Below are 15,222 nucleotides of genomic sequence, written 5' to 3'. Positions count from 1 at the left end.
CTCAACAGCCATATCAGCCGGATAATGGCATCCGATGCGGCCGGGGCGGAAACCGCGCAACAACCGCGAAGTTGCCAGTGGCAGGATGCGCGGCAACGCGCCCGGACAGCCGACCGGGAGCGCTCACGCCATCGTCAGATAAGGGATGTCCTGACCGGGGGCCCGGACGCGGCCACCTATTGGAAGAGGCGCTTGCCCGGCTCGTAGGGGATGACGATCTCGTCCTTGCCGACGAGGTTCAGCAGGGTGCGCGCCCGCTCGTCGAGCTCGTCGCGGTCGATGCGGTCGCCGCGCAACCCGGCGACCCGCCGCTCCATGGCATCCCGCTCGGCCTCCGCCCGCACCAGGGCGGCGCGGGCCTGGGCGATGTCGGCCAGTTTCCGCTCGCGCGCCACCATGCCGAAATCGCCCTGCTGGGCATTCCAGACGAAGTAGCCGCAGAGCGCCGCGAAGGCGACCGGCAGCATGGCATCACGGACCCGGCGCTTCAGGGCGCGGCCAAAGGACATGTCCGGTACTTCCCCCAAGGGCGAAGGCCGGCCCGCCCCCCGGACCGGCACCGCCGATGCGCCACGATCCTAGGCCATGTGGCGCCGAACTGGAAGTTTCCTGCGCATCCCGCCATTCGCCGGATGCGATCCGGGCCGGGGACTGCCTGCCCCGCCCGCTCCGGCCTCAGCGCCGCAGAATGGTCCGCCCGGCGAAGCGGGCGGCGGTGCCGAGCTGCTGCTCGATGCGGATGAGCTGGTTGTACTTGGCCAACCGGTCCGAGCGCGAGAGCGAGCCGGTCTTGATCTGCCCGCAATTCGTGGCGACGGCGAGATCGGCGATGGTCGCGTCCTCGGTCTCGCCCGAGCGGTGGCTCATCACCGCGGTGTAGCCGGCCCGGTGGGCGATCTCGACTGCGTCCAACGTCTCGGTCAGGGTGCCGATCTGGTTGACCTTCACCAGGATGGAATTCGCGGTCTTCGCCTCGATGCCGCGGCGCAGGCGCTCCGGGTTGGTCACGAAGAGGTCGTCGCCGACGAGCTGCAGCTTCCCGCCGAGCCTCTCGGTCAGCAGCTTCCAGCCCTCCCAGTCATCCTCGGCGCAGCCATCCTCGATGGAGACGATGGGAAACTTGCCGCAGAGCCCGGCGAGGTAGTCCACCATGCCGCCGGCATCGAGCTTCTTGCCCTCGCCCTCCATGTCGTAGATGCCGTTCTTGAAGAACTCGGTCGCGGCGCAGTCGAGGGCGAAGACCACCTCCTCGCCGACGCGATGACCAGCGGCCTCGCAAGCCTTGGCGATGAAGCCGAGCGCCTCCTCGGCGGACTTCAGGTCCGGCGCGAAGCCGCCCTCGTCGCCGACATTGGTGTTGTGCCCGGCATCCTTCAGCGCCTTCTTCAGGGCGTGGAAGACCTCGGCGCCGATCCGTGCCGCATCCGCCAGCGTGCCGGCGCCGACCGGCATGATCATGAATTCCTGGATGTCGATCGGGTTGTCCGCGTGCTGGCCGCCATTGATGATGTTCATCATCGGCACCGGCAGGGTGCGGGCGAAGACGCCGCCGACATAGCGGTAGAGCGGCTGGCCGAGATCCTCGGCCGCCGCCTTAGCCGTCGCGAGCGAGACAGCGAGGATGGCATTGGCGCCGAGCCGGCCCTTGTTCGGCGTGCCGTCGAGCTCGATCATCGTCTCGTCGATGCGCACCTGCTCGGCGGCGTCCATGCCCGAGAGGGCGTCGAAGATCTCGCCCTCGACATTCGCCACCGCCTTCAGCACGCCCTTGCCGCCGAAGCGCGCCTTGTCGCCGTCGCGCAGCTCGACCGCCTCATGCGCGCCGGTCGAGGCGCCCGAGGGAACGATGGCGCGGCCAACGGCGCCGCTGTCCAGCATGACCTCCGCCTCGACGGTCGGGTTCCCGCGACTGTCGAGGACCTCGCGGGCGATGATGTCGACGATGGCGGACATGCGCGTCTCCGGTTGGCCTTCGGTGCGCCGGCCATAAGACGGGCCGGCCAAAGGGGCAAGGGGGCGAGGACCGAGGGAGGGCGGGTTTCCGGCCTTCTACCGGCAATGGAATTGCCGCCTCGCCGGCCCCTTGGCTGTCCCCGTGTACCCCCCTGCTCCCTTTGGGCGCCGAATCAGTTGCGCCGCGACGCCTCGGCCATGGCGCCGAGCTGGGCGACCGCCGCCTCGAAGGCGGCGACCTTCGTCTCGGCATCGGCGCTGCGGGTCGCCAGCGCCGCATGCGCCGCCTCGAGGCTCGCCAGCACCTCGACCAGGGCGCCGAAGCTGCCCTGGGCGGGATCGTCGTCGCGCATCGCCGCCACGCCGCGATAGATCGCGTAGCGTTCCGCCACGCCGAGCCGCCGATCGGCCGCGACCGCGCCCAGGAAGCGGGTCTGCTGCGCATCCAGCCCCTCGCGGCGGGCCTGGATGGCGCCGCGGGTGCCCTGGCCCGTTTCGGCGCCGATCACCGCCCGCAGCAGGGCGGCGACGGCGGTGACATGCGGCGCCGCCTCGGCGATCGTGGCATTCAGGCTGGCGTTGCGGCCGGCGGCGGCCATGCCGTCGGACAGATCGGACAGGGCCATGATCCCCTCGAGCCCGGCCCGCCGCACCGCCTCCGGCACGCTGGTGCCGCTCGCCTGCCGCACCGCCAGCAGCCCGTCCTCGGCGGCGCGCGCCAGCTGGGCGCCGCTCGGGCCGGAGCGCGGCTCGACCGGCTCGCCATCGGCGAGCTGGGCCAAGCCATGGCCGTAATCGCCGAGCGCGGTGAAGGCCGGCATCAGCACCCGGCCGGCGGCCTCCGCGGCGCCGGCGAGCGGCGGATGCAGGCGGGCCGGGCCGGCCTTGCGGCCCCCTTCGGCGAAGGCGATGGCCGCATCCTCGCGCAGGACCATGCGCTCGAACTCATCCACCCGGGTCACCAGCGCATCGGCGCTCGGATCGGCCGCCTCCAGCGCCGCGCCAAAGCGGAGCGCCAGGGGCGCCGGCGCCGCCCGCTCGCCACGGCCGGCGCAGCCCATGACGAGCAGTGGCAGGAGAAGGACCAGGGCGCGACGCGGAACCATGCGGGACTTGCCTCCAGGAAGGCCGGCAGTGACGCCGCCGGCGGTGGCGGCGTCAAGCTACGTATTCCCCACAAAACCGCTTCGCAGCTTTGCGGGGATCCCATGAGACCCCTCTTGCCCGAGATGCGTCACAGCCTGCCGCGGCCAGGCCGCGCCCAATGGCCAGTATAGTCTGCCGCGGCCAAGCCGCGCCCAATGGCCAGTATAGTCTGCCGCGGCCAAGCCGCGCCCAATGGCCAGTATAGTCTGCCGCGGCCAAGCCGCGGCAGAGCAACGGGAAGCGACGGCTCCGATAAACGCTTAAGCCGCTGTCATCTTCGCGGGCCGGCGCCGCGGGCAAGCCGCATGAACCGGGCGGCGCCTCAGACCAGCCGGGCCTGGCGCACCGCGGCGCCGATGAAGCCGCGGAAGAGCGGATGCGGGTCGAAGGGCTTGCTGCGCAGCTCCGGATGGTACTGCACGCCGATGAACCAGGGATGGTCGGGATATTCGACGATCTCCGGCAGCGCCCCGTCCGGCGACATGCCGGAGAAGCGCAGCCCCGCCTCCTCCAGCTGGTCCTTGTAGTTGACGTTGACCTCGTAGCGATGCCGGTGCCGCTCGGTGATCTCGCTGGCGCCGCCATAGACCTTCTGCACCAGCGAGCCCTCGACCAGCCGCGCGACATAGGAGCCGAGGCGCATGGTGCCGCCGAGATCGCCCTGGGCGTTGCGCCGCTCGAGCGCGTTGCCGCGCAGCCATTCGGTCATCAGCCCGACCACCGGATGCTCGCAGGGGCCGAACTCGGTCGAGGAGGCGCCCTTGAGGCCGACCAGGTTCCGCGCCGCCTCGATCACCGCCATCTGCATGCCGAAGCAGATGCCGAAGAAGGGCACGCGGCGCTCGCGGGCGAAGCGCACCGCCTCGAGCTTGCCGGGGGTGCCGCGCTCGCCGAAGCCGCCCGGCACCAGGATGCCGCTCATGCCCTCGAGCCGCGCCACGGCATCGGCATCGCGCTCGAAGACCTCGGAATCGACCCAGTCGAGCTTCACCCGGACATTGTGGGCGATGCCGCCATGCGTCAGCGCCTCGGCCAGGGATTTGTAGCTGTCGAGGAGGTTCGTGTACTTGCCGACGACGGCGATGGTGACCTCGCCCTCGGGCTGCTTCACCGCATGGACGATGTTCTCCCAGCGGCGCATGTCCGGCTCGCCATAGGCCGAGAGGCCGAAATGCCGCAGCACCTCCTGGTCCATGCCCTCCGCATGGTATTGCAGGGGCACGTCGTAGATGGTGCCGGCATCGAGCGCCGGGATCACGCTCTCCGGCCGGACGTTGCAGAAGAGCGCGATCTTGCGCCGCTCGTTCTCGGGGATCGGCCGGTCGCAGCGGCAGAGCAGGACCTGCGGCTGGATGCCGAGGCCGAGCAGCTCCTTCACCGAATGCTGCGTCGGCTTGGTCTTCAGCTCGCCGGCCGAGGGGATGTAGGGCAGCAGGGTCAGGTGGACGAAGAGGCTGCGCTGCGGCCCCATCTCGTTGGCGAGCTGCCGGATGGCCTCGAGGAAGGGCAGCGACTCGATGTCGCCGACCGTGCCGCCCACCTCGACGAGGACGAAGTCGTAGCCGTCGGTCTCCGCCTGGACCACTTCCTTGATCTTGTCGGTGATGTGCGGAATGACCTGGACGGTGCCGCCGAGATAGTCGCCCCGCCGCTCGGCGGCGATGACGTCGGAATAGATCCGTCCCGTCGTCCAGTTGTCGGCCTTCGTGGCATGCACGCCGGTGAAGCGCTCGTAATGCCCGAGGTCGAGATCGGTCTCGGCACCGTCATCGGTGACGAAGACCTCGCCGTGCTGATACGGGCTCATCGTGCCCGGATCGACGTTGAGATAGGGGTCGAGCTTGCGTAGCCGGACCTTGTAGCCGCGTGCCTGCAACAGCGCCCCGAGAGACGCCGCCGCGATGCCCTTGCCCAGGGAGGATACCACGCCGCCGGTGATGAATACGAACCGCGCCATGGACGGCCTCCATAGCGCCTGCGGCGCGTTGCGGCTACCCGGGCATCACAGGGCGGCCATGCATTGGCGGGCATTGTGACCGCGCCGCCAGCCAGGGCGGCAGCGGCGAGTCGCCGTAGCCGGGGGATCAGTTCGTCGGGACGGCCGGGGAGGCAGGTGCCGGAGCCGGCGCGCTCGGCGCGGCGGGCGGCGGGGGCGCGTCCAGGATCGAGCGCTGCAGGCCGGTGCCGCGCCCGAGCAGCGCCAGCGTCAGCGACAGCACGAAGAAGGCAGTGCCCAGGACGGCGGTGGTGCGGGTCAGCAGATTGGCCGTGCCGCGGCCGGTCATGAACCCGCCCATGCCCTGGGAGGAGCCGATGCCAAGCCCTCCGCCCTCGCTGCGCTGCAGCAGCACCACGCCGATCAGGGCGAGGGTGACGAAGAGATGGATGATGAGAAGGACGGTGGCCATGGGCTCCGACAGGGTCCGGAAGGCGAGGCTGCGCCTTCTACAGGCTGGGCGCGCCGGATGCCACCCTTGGCCGTGCCGGCCCGGCCCCACGCGCCCGCGCCGCCTCCGCCAGATCCCGGCTGGCCAGGTTCTTCGCCTTCGCCTCGACCTCGAGGTCCATCCCGGCGAGGTGGTCGAGCGCCCAGTCATTCACCGCCCGGTTCCACATCCGGTCCGAATGCCGCCGCAACGCCCGCGTCGGGACGCCGGCCGCGAGCAGGCCCTGGTAGTCGGGCAGGCGGTCCGGATCCAGGCCGCCCGGCAGCAGGTCCTCCCGCGGGGCGCTCAGATGGCCGATCGGGCGGGTGCCGCGCCAACTCTCCCGCACGGTGGCGAGGCGGGCATCCGCCGGGTCGATATGCTCGCCGGCGGTGAAGCACCAGTGATGGTGCAGGTCGAAGACGATGGGCAGGGTCTCGGCCAGCGGCAGCAGGTCGTCGAGGCCGTAGGCGGTCTCGTCATTCTCCACCGTCAGCAGCCCCTGCGTCTCGGCGGAGAGCCGGGCGAGGCCGCGGCGGAAGCCGGCGAGGCCGGGGCCGCGGGCGCCGCCATGGATGTTGATATGCGCCCCCTGCGGATGCCAGCCGCCGGCGAGGCCGAGCCAGCGCATGATCTCGGTATGGTAGTCGAGATCGGCGATGCTGTTCTCCAGCGCCCGCGGATTGTCGGTGGCGAGCAGGCAGAACTGGCCGGGATGCATGGAGAGGCGGATGTCGGCGACGCGGGCCCGGGCGCCGATGGCGGCGAGGCCGGTCTCCGCCGCCTCGCGCAGCGCCGGCTCGGCATAAAGCGGGCGTGCGACAGGATGGGTATAGACCGGCAGCAGGGTGCTGATGATGCGCAGGCAGCGCTCGAGCGGCGGCGCCACGGCCACCTCCTCCACCTGGGCGGCCAGGGCCGCGAGATTGCCCTGCACCAAGCCGAGCAGCTTCGCCGTCGCCGCGGCCGGGGAGAGCCGGGAGATCGCCGCGACGGTGGTGTCGCGCAGGTTCATCGCCGCGGCCGGCCGGTCGTCTCCCGGCGGCGGCACCCATTTGCAGCACCAGCCGATTCGCATGCGGGCGGAACGCGTGCCAAGGGGACGGGTTCGGGCGGGGCTCTCCGTCCGCATCTTCGCCCGGCGCGGCACGTTCCCCCGGAAACATCCGCTGCCCATCATCCCGCGGGCGTCGTCCGCATGACCCGGCCGAACGCCAGGAAGGAGACCCCATGACCCAGATCGCTCTCGACCCCGGCTCCGTCGCGGTGATCACCGGCGGCGCCTCCGGCATCGGCCTCGCCGCGGCGCGGCGCTGGGCCGAAATGGGGCTGCGGGTCTGCATCGCCGATCGCGGCGGCGAGCGGCTGGAGGCGGCGGCCGAGGCCCTGGCCGCCCTCGCCCCCGGCGGCCGCGACGGGGTGCTGGCGGCCGCGGTCGATGTCAGCCGCGCCGAGGAGGTGGAGGCGCTGGAAGCGCGGGTGCGGGAGCGCTTCGGCGGCACCGACGTGCTGATGAACAATGCCGGGATCCAGCCTGGCAGCGACCTGCCCGGCAGCCTCGATGCCTGGGAAAGGATCATCGGGGTGAATCTCTGGGGCGTGATCCATGGCAGCCGGGCCTTCATGCCGGGCATGGTTGCGCGCGGCCGGCCGGGCTTCATCATCAACACCGGCTCCAAGCAGGGCATCACCACCCCGCCGGGGGACCCGGCCTACAACGTCTCGAAGGCCGGAGTGAAGGCCTTCACCGAGGCGCTGCAGCACAGCCTGCGCAACGCCCCCGGCTGCCGGATCAGCGCGCATCTGCTGATCCCGGGCTTCGTCTTCACCGACCTGACGGCGAAGGGCCGGGCCGAGAAGCCGGCGGCGGCCTGGACGCCGGAGCAGACCGTCGACTTCATAATGCAGCGGCTGGCAGCCGGGGATTTCTACATCCTCTGCCCGGACAACGACGTGGACCGGGCGACGGATGAGCGGCGCATCCTCTGGGCGGCGGGCGACATCGTCGAGAACCGCCCGGCACTGTCGCGCTGGCACCCAGACTATGCCGGGGCCTTCGCCGCCTTCATGGCGAAGGACAGGGGTTGAGGGCTGGGCCGGCCGGCCCCCTCGACGGCGTGTTGAGGTTGACGCTGCCCGTTGCCCTGCTGCGGCTTCACCGCGGCAGGCTGCGACGCCCCTCGGGCTCGAAGCGAAGCACGGGCCCCTGCGGCGGCGTGCAGCGACGTCGTGGGGAGGTCCTAGGCCTCGACCACCACGTAATCGTCCTCGACGCTGACCGGGAAGGTCTCGGCGGTGTAGGGCCCCTCGACCAGCGCCGCCCCCTTCTCGACATGGGCCGGGAATTGCCGGACCTGCACCCGCTTCGGGTCGAACCAGCTCTTGCCGGTGCGGATGTCGAATTCCCAGTAGTGCCAGGGGCAGCGGATCATCTCGCCCCGGCGGCCATAGCGGTAGACGCCCGGCTCCGGGCTGTCGACATGGCCCGAGACCAGCCCGGCGCAAAGGCTGCCGCCCTGATGCGGGCAGCGGTCGGAGAGGGCGAAGAACTCGCCCGCCAGGTTGAAGACGACGATGCGCTTGCCTTCCGCCTCGACGAGCTTGCGCCCGCCGGGCGGAATCTCCGCCACCGCCCCCACGATCAGCTTCGCCATGTCCCGGAACGCCTATGAAAAACAGTCGCTTTCCGTTGCCCTGCCGCGGCTTCGCCGCGGCAGGCCGTGATGTCTCTCGGGCCGGAGGGGAATCACGGGGCCGCCGCGACGGCGCCCAAGCGACGTCGTGGGGACGCTAGAGCGTGATCGCCTGAGGTGGAAACACCGAAGGCGTGAATCACGCGACAAAACAACAAGCTAGACCATGATCCGTGAACCCGAGTGAACGGATCATGGTCTAGAGGCCGTAGAGCGCCCGGGCGTTGCCGCCATAGATGCCGGCGCGGTGCTCGGCCGGGATCATGCCCGGCAGCGCCTGGCGCGGATCGTCGAAATCCCAGTGCGGGTAGTCCGAGGCGAAGAGGATCCGGTTCCAGCCGATCCAGCCCATGATGTCGATCAGATGGGCGCCGCGCTCGGGCTCCTCCATCGGCTGGGTGGAGACCCAGATATGTTCGCGGATCTGCTCCGAGGGCGCCCGGGTGAGGTGCGGCACCTCGGACTTCAGCGACTTCCAATGCGTGTCGAGCCGCCAGCCGACCGAGGGCAGCCAGGCGAAGCCGCACTCAATCAGCACGATCTTCAGGTTCGGGATGCGCTCGAAGACCCCCTCGACCACCAGGGAGATCACCTGGTTCTGGCAGGAGGTGGCGTGCTCGCTCACCTCCTCGATGTAGAAGCTCGGCCAGCCGCCATTGGTCATGGCCCAGCCGCTATAGCCGAAGGCATGGAAGGCGACCGGCAGGCCCACCTCGGCCGCCGCCTCGTAGATCGGCCAGTAGCGCGGGTTGCCGGCCGGCTCGGCGGTCCGGCTCATCATCAGGACCTGGCAGAAATTCGGGTCGCCCGCACGCTTGCGGATCTCCGCGGCCGAGGCCTGCGGGTCCTCATAGGGCACGACGACGCTGCCGCGCAGCCGCGGCTCCTTGCGCAGCCAGTGCTCGAGCTGCCACTCGTTCACCGCATGCGCCATGGCGGCGGAGAAGGCGTTGTTGCGGTCGCCCTGGCCGCTCGGCTGCAGCGGGTTCAGCACGCCGTAATCGATCCCGAAATTGTCCAGCAGCTGGAAGCGCAGAAAATCGAGGTCGGAGGCCGGGGTGCCGCCATTGGGCGGCCAGGCGTCGCGGCGGGAGGCGAGCGGCTGCGCCTTCGGGAAGGGCGGCTGGCCGCCGGTGAAGCCGTGCCGCTGGCGCATGCCCCAGGTCTGGAGATGCTGCCACCACCGCTCCGAAAGGAAGGGCTTGAACTCGGTCAGCACCTTCGGCCGCGGATGGATGTCCACATCGATCAGGCCGAGGGTGGCGGCCGCCGGCCGGCCAGGCGCGGCGATGGGCTGGATGACGTTCATCATGCGGGAACTCCCTCCCGGATCCGACCATAGGTCGCAAGCGCGTTGTCGCGCAGCAATTTCGGCAGCAGGGCCTCGGGCAGCCCCGGCGGCAGGGCGGCGTCGCCGTCGAACTGCCAGTGCGGCCAGTCCGAGGCCCAGAGCAGCATCCTGTCCGAACGCAGATGGTCGAGGATTCGCTGCACCGCCTCGGCCGGCGCATCCAGCGGCTGGGCGGTCAGGCGCACCTGGTCGCGGATGATCTCGGCCGGTAGCCGGTCCACCCAGGGGATCTCGAAGCGCACGCCCTTCCAGGTCTTCTGCAAGCGCCAGAGGAAGGCAGGCAGCCAGGTGACGCCGGATTCCAGCAGCACGACCTTGAGCTCGGGGAATTTCACCAGCGCGCCCTCGGTCAGCAGGCTGGCGAGGCAGCTCTGGAAGCCCTGCTGGTTGGCGGCGTATTCCTCGAGATACCAGGAGGTCCAGCCCACCGAGGTCTGCGGGTGGCGATAGGCGCTGCCGGCATGGATGCCGAGCGGCAGCCCGTGCCGGACGCAGGCCTCGTAGACCGGCCAGTATTGCCGCTTGCCGAGCGGATTCTCGCCCAGCGCCAGCGCCAGCACCTGCACGAAGCGCCGGTCGGGGGCAAGGCGCTCGATCTCCTCCACCGCCGCCTCGACGCTCTGCATCGGCAGCACGATGGAGGCGCGCAGGCGGTCGTCGCGGTCGAGCCATTCGGCCCGCGTCCAGTCGTTCAGCGCCCGGGTGAAGGCGACGGCCATGTCCTGGTTGAGGACGAGCTGCACGCCATAGAGGGGGTTCAGGATGGCGGTCTCGACGCCGAAGCGATCCAGCACCTGGCTCTGCAACTGCGCGACGCTCTCCGCCCCGCGGCCGTCCGGCCCGCGCCAGTCGGCCCGGATGGTCTTCGGCGAGGCCACCGGCCAGGACTGGCTGTCGAGGGTGGTGATGCCCCGCTCCACCACCTGATCCGCCCAGAAGGCGTCCATATAGGGGGTCAGCGCCTTCATGCCCGGCACCATGGGGTGAAGGTCGCAATCGATCGGGCGGTACCCGCTGAACATGCCGCTTCCTGCCGTTGCGATCCCGTTCCGGGATCGATGGCCCATTTCAGCCGCTTCCTGGTCGCGCCGCAACCCGGCGGGATGGTCGACCGACCAAAACCCGCTTCACAATCCGCATCGGCACCCCCTACCCTGCCGCCCTGGCGGTGCGGGTTCAACCGCATCCTGGCAGGAGGGAAGACCGGGCCATGAAGCTCATGTGGTTCCATCTGATGCCCTATACCGAGCTGCCGGAGGACTTCCGGCAGAAGCATCCCTCGGTCTGGGTGGACATCCACAGCACGCTGTTCGATCCGAAGCGCGCCCACCACATGTACAACGACTTCATGGACGAGCTCGAATACGCCGCCGATTGCGGCTTCGACGCCATCTGCGTCAACGAGCACCACTCGAACGGCTACGGGCTGATGCCGAGCCCGAACCTCATCGCCAGCGCCCTGGCCCGGCGCACCACGCAGGTGCCGATCTGCGTCATGGGCAACAGCCTCGCCCTCTACAACCCGCCGACCCGGGTGGCCGAGGAGTTCGCCATGCTCGACGTGATCTCGGGCGGCCGGTTGATCGCCGGCTTCCCGGTGGGCACGCCGATGGACACCTGCTTCGCCTATGGCCAGAACCCGTCCATGCTGCGCGAGCGGTATCTGGAGGCGCATGACCTGGTGCTGCGCGCCTGGACGGAGAAGGACACCTTCGCCTTCAACGGCCGCTACAACCAGCAGCGCTACGTCAACATCTGGCCCCGCCCGGTGCAGCAGCCGCACCCGCCGATCTGGATCCCCGGCGGCGGCAGTGTCGAGACCTGGCAGTGGTGCGCCCAGATGGACTACGTCTACTGCTACCTCAGCTACTACGGATACAAGGCGGGCCGCGCCATCATGGACGGCTTCTGGGCCGAGATGGACAGGCTGGGGAAGGACCGGAATCCCTACCGCGCCGGCTTCCTGCAATTCGTCGGCGTCGCCGAGACGCGCGAGCAGGCGATGGAGCTATACCGCGAGCCGGCCGAGTATTTCTACGGCCGCTGCCTGCATGTGGACGGCCGCTGGGCGACGCCGCCCGGCTACATGACCGAGGCGACGCAGCGCGCCGGGCTCTCCAGCCAGGTGGCCAAGGCAGCCGGCGCCGACAGCACCTTGGGTAAGGGCACGCAGGAACGCTTCGCCGGCACCGCCAAGGACATGGAAGGCATCGTCGAGCGCGGCTATGTCGTGATCGGCAGCCCGGACGAGGTGGCGGAGCAACTGCGCGAAGTGGCGACGACGCTCAATGTCGGCCATCTCATGCTGCTGCTGCAGTACGGCTGCATGAACAAGGCGCTAACGCAGTACAACACGCGGCTCTTCGCCGAGAAGGTCATCCCGCAGCTCCGCGGCCTGTTCCCGGACTGGGAGGATCGTTGGTGGCCGAAGCCGCTGGCATCCTCGGAGACGGCGCCGCTGCCCGCCTTCACGCCGAAGCTGGCGGCGGAATAGCGGCGGGCGGCGCCTTCGGCGGCAGCGGGAAGAGGGTGACGAAGCGCTCGGCCAGCGCCCGGTCGCCCTCGATCCGCAGCGTCCCCTCGCCCTCCAGCGCCGCGAGCGGCACGCCGCCATAGATCGCCGCCGCCAGCACCGCGGGCGCGCCGGACAGCACCAGCTCTGCCGGGCCGGCGCTGCCGGCGGCGATCGCGATCCGGCCGCCCGCCAGTCGCGCGAGATAGGGCTCCTCGCCCAGCAGGAAGCCGATGCGCGCCCGCAGCCCGGCGGCGCGCGCCGGGTCCAGCATGGTCCGCAGCGACATCAGGAAGGAGGCGGCACTGAGGGGCAGCCTCGGGTCGTGCCGCGGCGAGCGCGCCGCCCAGCGGCCGAGCGCCTGGAAGATCGGCTCGCTCTCCTGCCCCCATTCGGTCAGCGCATAGACCTGGCTGCTCGCCGGCGGCGGCAGCGTCCGGCGCTGCACGATGCCGGCGGCCTGCAGCTCCTCCAGCCGCTGGGTCAGGATATTGGCGCTGATGCCCGGCAGGCTGGCCCGCAGGTCGCGGAAGCGCCGCGGCCCGAAGAGCAACTCGCGCATCACCAGCAGCGCCCAGCGATCGCCGACGAGGTCGAGCGCATGGGCCGCGGCGCAGGCATCCTCGTAGCGCCGCTGCCGGGGCAGCGGAGGGACCGCCGAACGCCCCGCACCGCTGTCGGTCATTTTTCCTGACTTCATGGTTGCTTTTATTAACCACCACGTGGCATGCCTGTCAAAGCCGATCCAAGGAGGAACGCCGGATGACGAAGCTGATTTTCGTGAACCTGCCCGTCGCCGATCTCGCGCGAGCCCGCGCCTTCTACGAGGCGGTGGGCGCCACCAACAATCCGCAATTCACCGACGACACCGCCGCCTGCATGGTCTTCTCCGAGACCATCCACGCGATGCTGCTGACCCATGCCAAATTCCGCGAGTTCACCAGCAAGCCGATCGCGGATGCCAGGGCGAGCTGCCAGGTGCTGCTCTGCCTCTCGGCCGACAGCCGTGAGGAGGTGGATTCCATCGTCACCCGCGCCGGCGCTGCCGGCGGCGCGGTCGATCCCGGGCTGAAGATCGACCACGGCTGCATGTATGGCCGCAGCTTCGAGGATCCCGACGGCCATATCTGGGAGGTCATGTGGATGGACATGGAGGCGGCGAAGGCCGCCATGGCGAAGGGCTGAGCCGATGCCGGGCCTGACCCCCTGCCTCTGGCTCCCCGAGCGCGCCGAGGAGGCCGCCGCCTTCTACCTCGACACCTTCCGCGCGGCCGGCCTTGCCGCCGAGCGGCGCGGCGAGATGCGCATGGGCGCGGGCGGCGATCTCGTCGCCGTCACCCTCCGCCTCGCCGGGCTGGAGGTGATGCTGTTCAACCCGCGCGGCGAGGCGCAGCACAGCCATGCCCTCTCCCTTTTCCTCACCCTGCCGGACCAGGCGGCGCTGGACCGGATCTGGGAGGGGCTGCTGCAGGGCGGCGCGCCGGTCGCCTGCGGCTGGCTGAAGGACCGCTTCGGCATCTCCTGGCAGATCGTGCCCGAGCCGGTCGGCACGCTGCTGAACACGGCCGATGCGGTGCAGGCCGGACGGCTCATGCAGGCGATCCAGGGCATGGTGAAGCTCGACCTCGCCACGCTGCAGCGGGCCTTCGACGGCACGGCGTGAGCCGGGACCCGCCCCGAACGCAAGGGAAGGAGACGCCACGATGCGCGTGATGGTGCTGGTGAAGGCGACCGCCGAGAGCGAGGCAGGCGCCCTGCCCTCGCCCGAGCTGCTCGCCGCGATGGGCCACTTCAACGAACAGCTGGCCGCGGCGGGGCTGCTGCTCGCCGGGGAGGGGCTGCACCCCTCCTCGCGCGGCAAGCGCGTCGCCTTCGAGGGCGAGGCGCGACGGGTTATCGACGGGCCCTTCTCGGCGACCGGCGAGCTCGTCGCCGGCTTCTGGATCTGGAAGGTCCGCGACATGGAGGAGGCGCTCGCCTGGGCGCAACGCTGCCCCAACCCGATGCCCGGCCCGAGCGAGATCGAGATCCGCCCGATCTACGAGCTGGAGGAGTTCGGCGAGCTCCTGACGCCCAAGCTGGCGGCGAGCGAGGCGTGCCTCCGCGCCCAGGCCGAGGGGCGCTGAGCCGGGCCGGCTCGCGCCTCAGACCTTCATGCCGAGCCGGGCAAGCCGCGTCGCGGCCGCCGCATTGACAGCATGCTCGGGCAGCCGACCCTCGGCCAGCGCCGTCACCTGCCGCACCGTGTCGAAGGCCTGGTGCTCGATCGCCTGCGGCGTCAGCCCGCCGATATGCGGCGTCGCCACCACCTTCGAGTGCCGCGCCAGCGCGGGCGTCGGCATCTGGTCCGGCGCCCGGCCGACATCCATGGCGACGCCGCCGAGCTGCCCGCTCTCGAGCGCCGCGAGCAGCGCCGCCTCGTCCACGAGGTTGCCGCGCGAGGGGTTGAGGAAAAGCGCGCCGCGCTTCATGCGCGCGAAGGCGGCGGCATCCAGCAGGTTCTCCGTCTCGGCCGTCGCCACGGCGAGGCAGACCACGATGTCGCTCTCGGCCAGTAGCCGCTCCAGCGGATGGTGCTCGATCCGCGCATCCTCCGGCCGCGCCTTCGGGTCGGCCACCAGCACCCGCATGCCGAGCGCCAGGCCGAGCGGCGCCAGGTAGCGGCCGATGGCGCCGTAGCCGATGATGCCGAGCGTGCTGCCGGCGAGCTGCCGGCCCATCCGCGCCGGCGGCACCTCGCCGCGATGATAGGCGGCGCTCGCCGCGCCGATGCCACGCGCCAGATCGACCATCTGCCCGAGCACGAGCTCGGCGACCGCGGGGATGAAGCCGGGCGTCGCATGCGTCACCAGCACGCCCGCCGCGCTCGCCGCCGCGACATCGACGTTGCGGATATCGACGGCGCAGCGGAGGAAGGCGACGAGGTCCGGGGCATGCGCGAAGGTCGCCGCCTCGCCCGGCGACTGGCGGTAGCTGATGATCGCCTCGCAACCCGCCGCCGCCTCGGCCAGGGCGCGGCCGGAGGGGTGTTCGCCGCTCTCGTTCAGCCGCACCTCCGCCACCCGGCGCAGCGCGGCCAGCGCCCGCTCGCCGTAATAATTCGCCAGCGCCTCCGGCGTATGGGTCAGATAGACCTTCATC

At 70.6% G+C, this 15,222-nt stretch carries 16 protein-coding genes; 5 read left to right on the top strand and 11 right to left on the bottom strand.

Annotation, left to right across the window (positions count from 1 at the left end):
* Window positions 1–176: 176 nt before the first annotated feature.
* The 6 genes from HJG45_RS22610 to HJG45_RS22585 all read right to left on the bottom strand — a co-directional run bounded on the left by HJG45_RS22610 (window position 177) and on the right by HJG45_RS22585 (window position 6,603).
* Window positions 177–509, bottom strand: a complete 333-nt coding sequence (locus tag HJG45_RS22610) for a septum formation initiator family protein (protein WP_171615318.1) — start codon at window positions 507–509, stop codon at window positions 177–179.
* 166 nt (window positions 510–675) lie between these two features.
* Window positions 676–1,953 (bottom strand): phosphopyruvate hydratase, encoded by a 1,278-nt coding sequence (gene eno / locus HJG45_RS22605; RefSeq protein ID WP_171615315.1) that lies wholly within the window; start codon window positions 1,951–1,953, stop codon window positions 676–678.
* 173 nt (window positions 1,954–2,126) lie between these two features.
* Complete coding sequence (locus tag HJG45_RS22600; protein WP_171615313.1) at window positions 2,127–3,059, bottom strand: hypothetical protein; 933 nt, start codon at window positions 3,057–3,059, stop codon at window positions 2,127–2,129.
* 362 nt (window positions 3,060–3,421) lie between these two features.
* A complete protein-coding gene (locus HJG45_RS22595) occupies window positions 3,422–5,056 on the bottom strand; it encodes a CTP synthase (protein ID WP_171615311.1) in 1,635 nt (544 codons plus the stop codon).
* A gap of 127 nt (window positions 5,057–5,183) precedes the next feature.
* Window positions 5,184–5,507: a preprotein translocase subunit SecG gene (gene secG, locus HJG45_RS22590; protein WP_171615309.1), complete on the bottom strand. Its 324-nt coding sequence runs from the start codon at window positions 5,505–5,507 to the stop codon at window positions 5,184–5,186.
* Window positions 5,508–5,544: 37 nt separating this feature from the next.
* The gene (locus HJG45_RS22585) at window positions 5,545–6,603 is read right to left on the bottom strand and encodes a UV damage endonuclease UvsE (RefSeq protein WP_254452715.1); all 1,059 of its coding nucleotides are present in this window, start codon (window positions 6,601–6,603) and stop codon (window positions 5,545–5,547) included.
* A gap of 152 nt (window positions 6,604–6,755) precedes the next feature.
* Between HJG45_RS22585 and HJG45_RS22580 the strand changes: the two genes are divergently transcribed.
* Window positions 6,756–7,613 (top strand): SDR family oxidoreductase, encoded by an 858-nt coding sequence (locus HJG45_RS22580; protein ID WP_171615307.1) that lies wholly within the window; start codon window positions 6,756–6,758, stop codon window positions 7,611–7,613.
* A 152-nt stretch (window positions 7,614–7,765) separates the two neighbouring features.
* On the opposite strand, the gene HJG45_RS22575 is transcribed toward HJG45_RS22580, so the two are convergent.
* The 3 genes from HJG45_RS22575 to HJG45_RS22565 form a co-directional block, all read right to left on the bottom strand.
* Window positions 7,766–8,179 carry a Rieske (2Fe-2S) protein gene (locus tag HJG45_RS22575; RefSeq protein ID WP_111472160.1) on the bottom strand — a complete coding sequence of 138 codons (414 nt, stop codon included), beginning with the start codon at window positions 8,177–8,179 and terminating at the stop codon, window positions 7,766–7,768.
* Between the two features lie 238 nt (window positions 8,180–8,417).
* Window positions 8,418–9,530, bottom strand: a complete 1,113-nt coding sequence (locus HJG45_RS22570) for an amidohydrolase family protein (protein ID WP_217363008.1) — start codon at window positions 9,528–9,530, stop codon at window positions 8,418–8,420.
* Complete coding sequence (locus tag HJG45_RS22565) at window positions 9,527–10,591, bottom strand: amidohydrolase family protein (protein ID WP_171615305.1); 1,065 nt, start codon at window positions 10,589–10,591, stop codon at window positions 9,527–9,529. The genes HJG45_RS22570 and HJG45_RS22565 overlap by 4 nt, the downstream gene beginning before the upstream one ends.
* 188 nt (window positions 10,592–10,779) lie before the next feature.
* Between HJG45_RS22565 and HJG45_RS22560 the strand changes: the two genes are divergently transcribed.
* Window positions 10,780–12,063: an LLM class flavin-dependent oxidoreductase gene (locus tag HJG45_RS22560; protein WP_171615303.1), complete on the top strand. Its 1,284-nt coding sequence runs from the start codon at window positions 10,780–10,782 to the stop codon at window positions 12,061–12,063.
* Here the strand turns inward: HJG45_RS22560 and HJG45_RS22555 are convergent.
* Window positions 12,038–12,766, bottom strand: coding sequence for a winged helix-turn-helix transcriptional regulator (locus tag HJG45_RS22555; protein WP_217363007.1), 729 nt, complete (start codon window positions 12,764–12,766; stop codon window positions 12,038–12,040). The two genes, HJG45_RS22560 and HJG45_RS22555, sit on opposite strands and share 26 nt — an antisense overlap.
* 77 nt (window positions 12,767–12,843) lie before the next feature.
* Between HJG45_RS22555 and HJG45_RS22550 the strand changes: the two genes are divergently transcribed.
* From HJG45_RS22550 to HJG45_RS22540, 3 genes are read left to right on the top strand one after another with little or no spacing between them, the layout of a single operon-like run.
* The gene (locus HJG45_RS22550) at window positions 12,844–13,266 is read left to right on the top strand and encodes a VOC family protein (protein WP_171615299.1); all 423 of its coding nucleotides are present in this window, start codon (window positions 12,844–12,846) and stop codon (window positions 13,264–13,266) included.
* Between the two features lie 4 nt (window positions 13,267–13,270).
* The gene (locus HJG45_RS22545; protein WP_171615297.1) at window positions 13,271–13,744 is read left to right on the top strand and encodes a VOC family protein; all 474 of its coding nucleotides are present in this window, start codon (window positions 13,271–13,273) and stop codon (window positions 13,742–13,744) included.
* A 40-nt stretch (window positions 13,745–13,784) separates the two neighbouring features.
* Window positions 13,785–14,207, top strand: coding sequence for a YciI family protein (locus tag HJG45_RS22540; RefSeq protein ID WP_171615295.1), 423 nt, complete (start codon window positions 13,785–13,787; stop codon window positions 14,205–14,207).
* 18 nt (window positions 14,208–14,225) lie between these two features.
* On the opposite strand, the gene HJG45_RS22535 is transcribed toward HJG45_RS22540, so the two are convergent.
* The gene (locus HJG45_RS22535; RefSeq protein ID WP_171615293.1) at window positions 14,226–15,221 is read right to left on the bottom strand and encodes an NAD(P)-dependent oxidoreductase; all 996 of its coding nucleotides are present in this window, start codon (window positions 15,219–15,221) and stop codon (window positions 14,226–14,228) included.
* Between the last annotated feature and the right edge of the window lies 1 nt (window position 15,222).

Origin of the sequence: Roseicella sp. DB1501 (assembly GCF_013112485.1) — a bacterium.
GTDB lineage: Bacteria > Pseudomonadota > Alphaproteobacteria > Acetobacterales > Acetobacteraceae > Paracraurococcus.
Note: the sequence above shows the minus strand (reverse complement) of the source record. Positions and strands in the feature narration are given on the sequence as shown.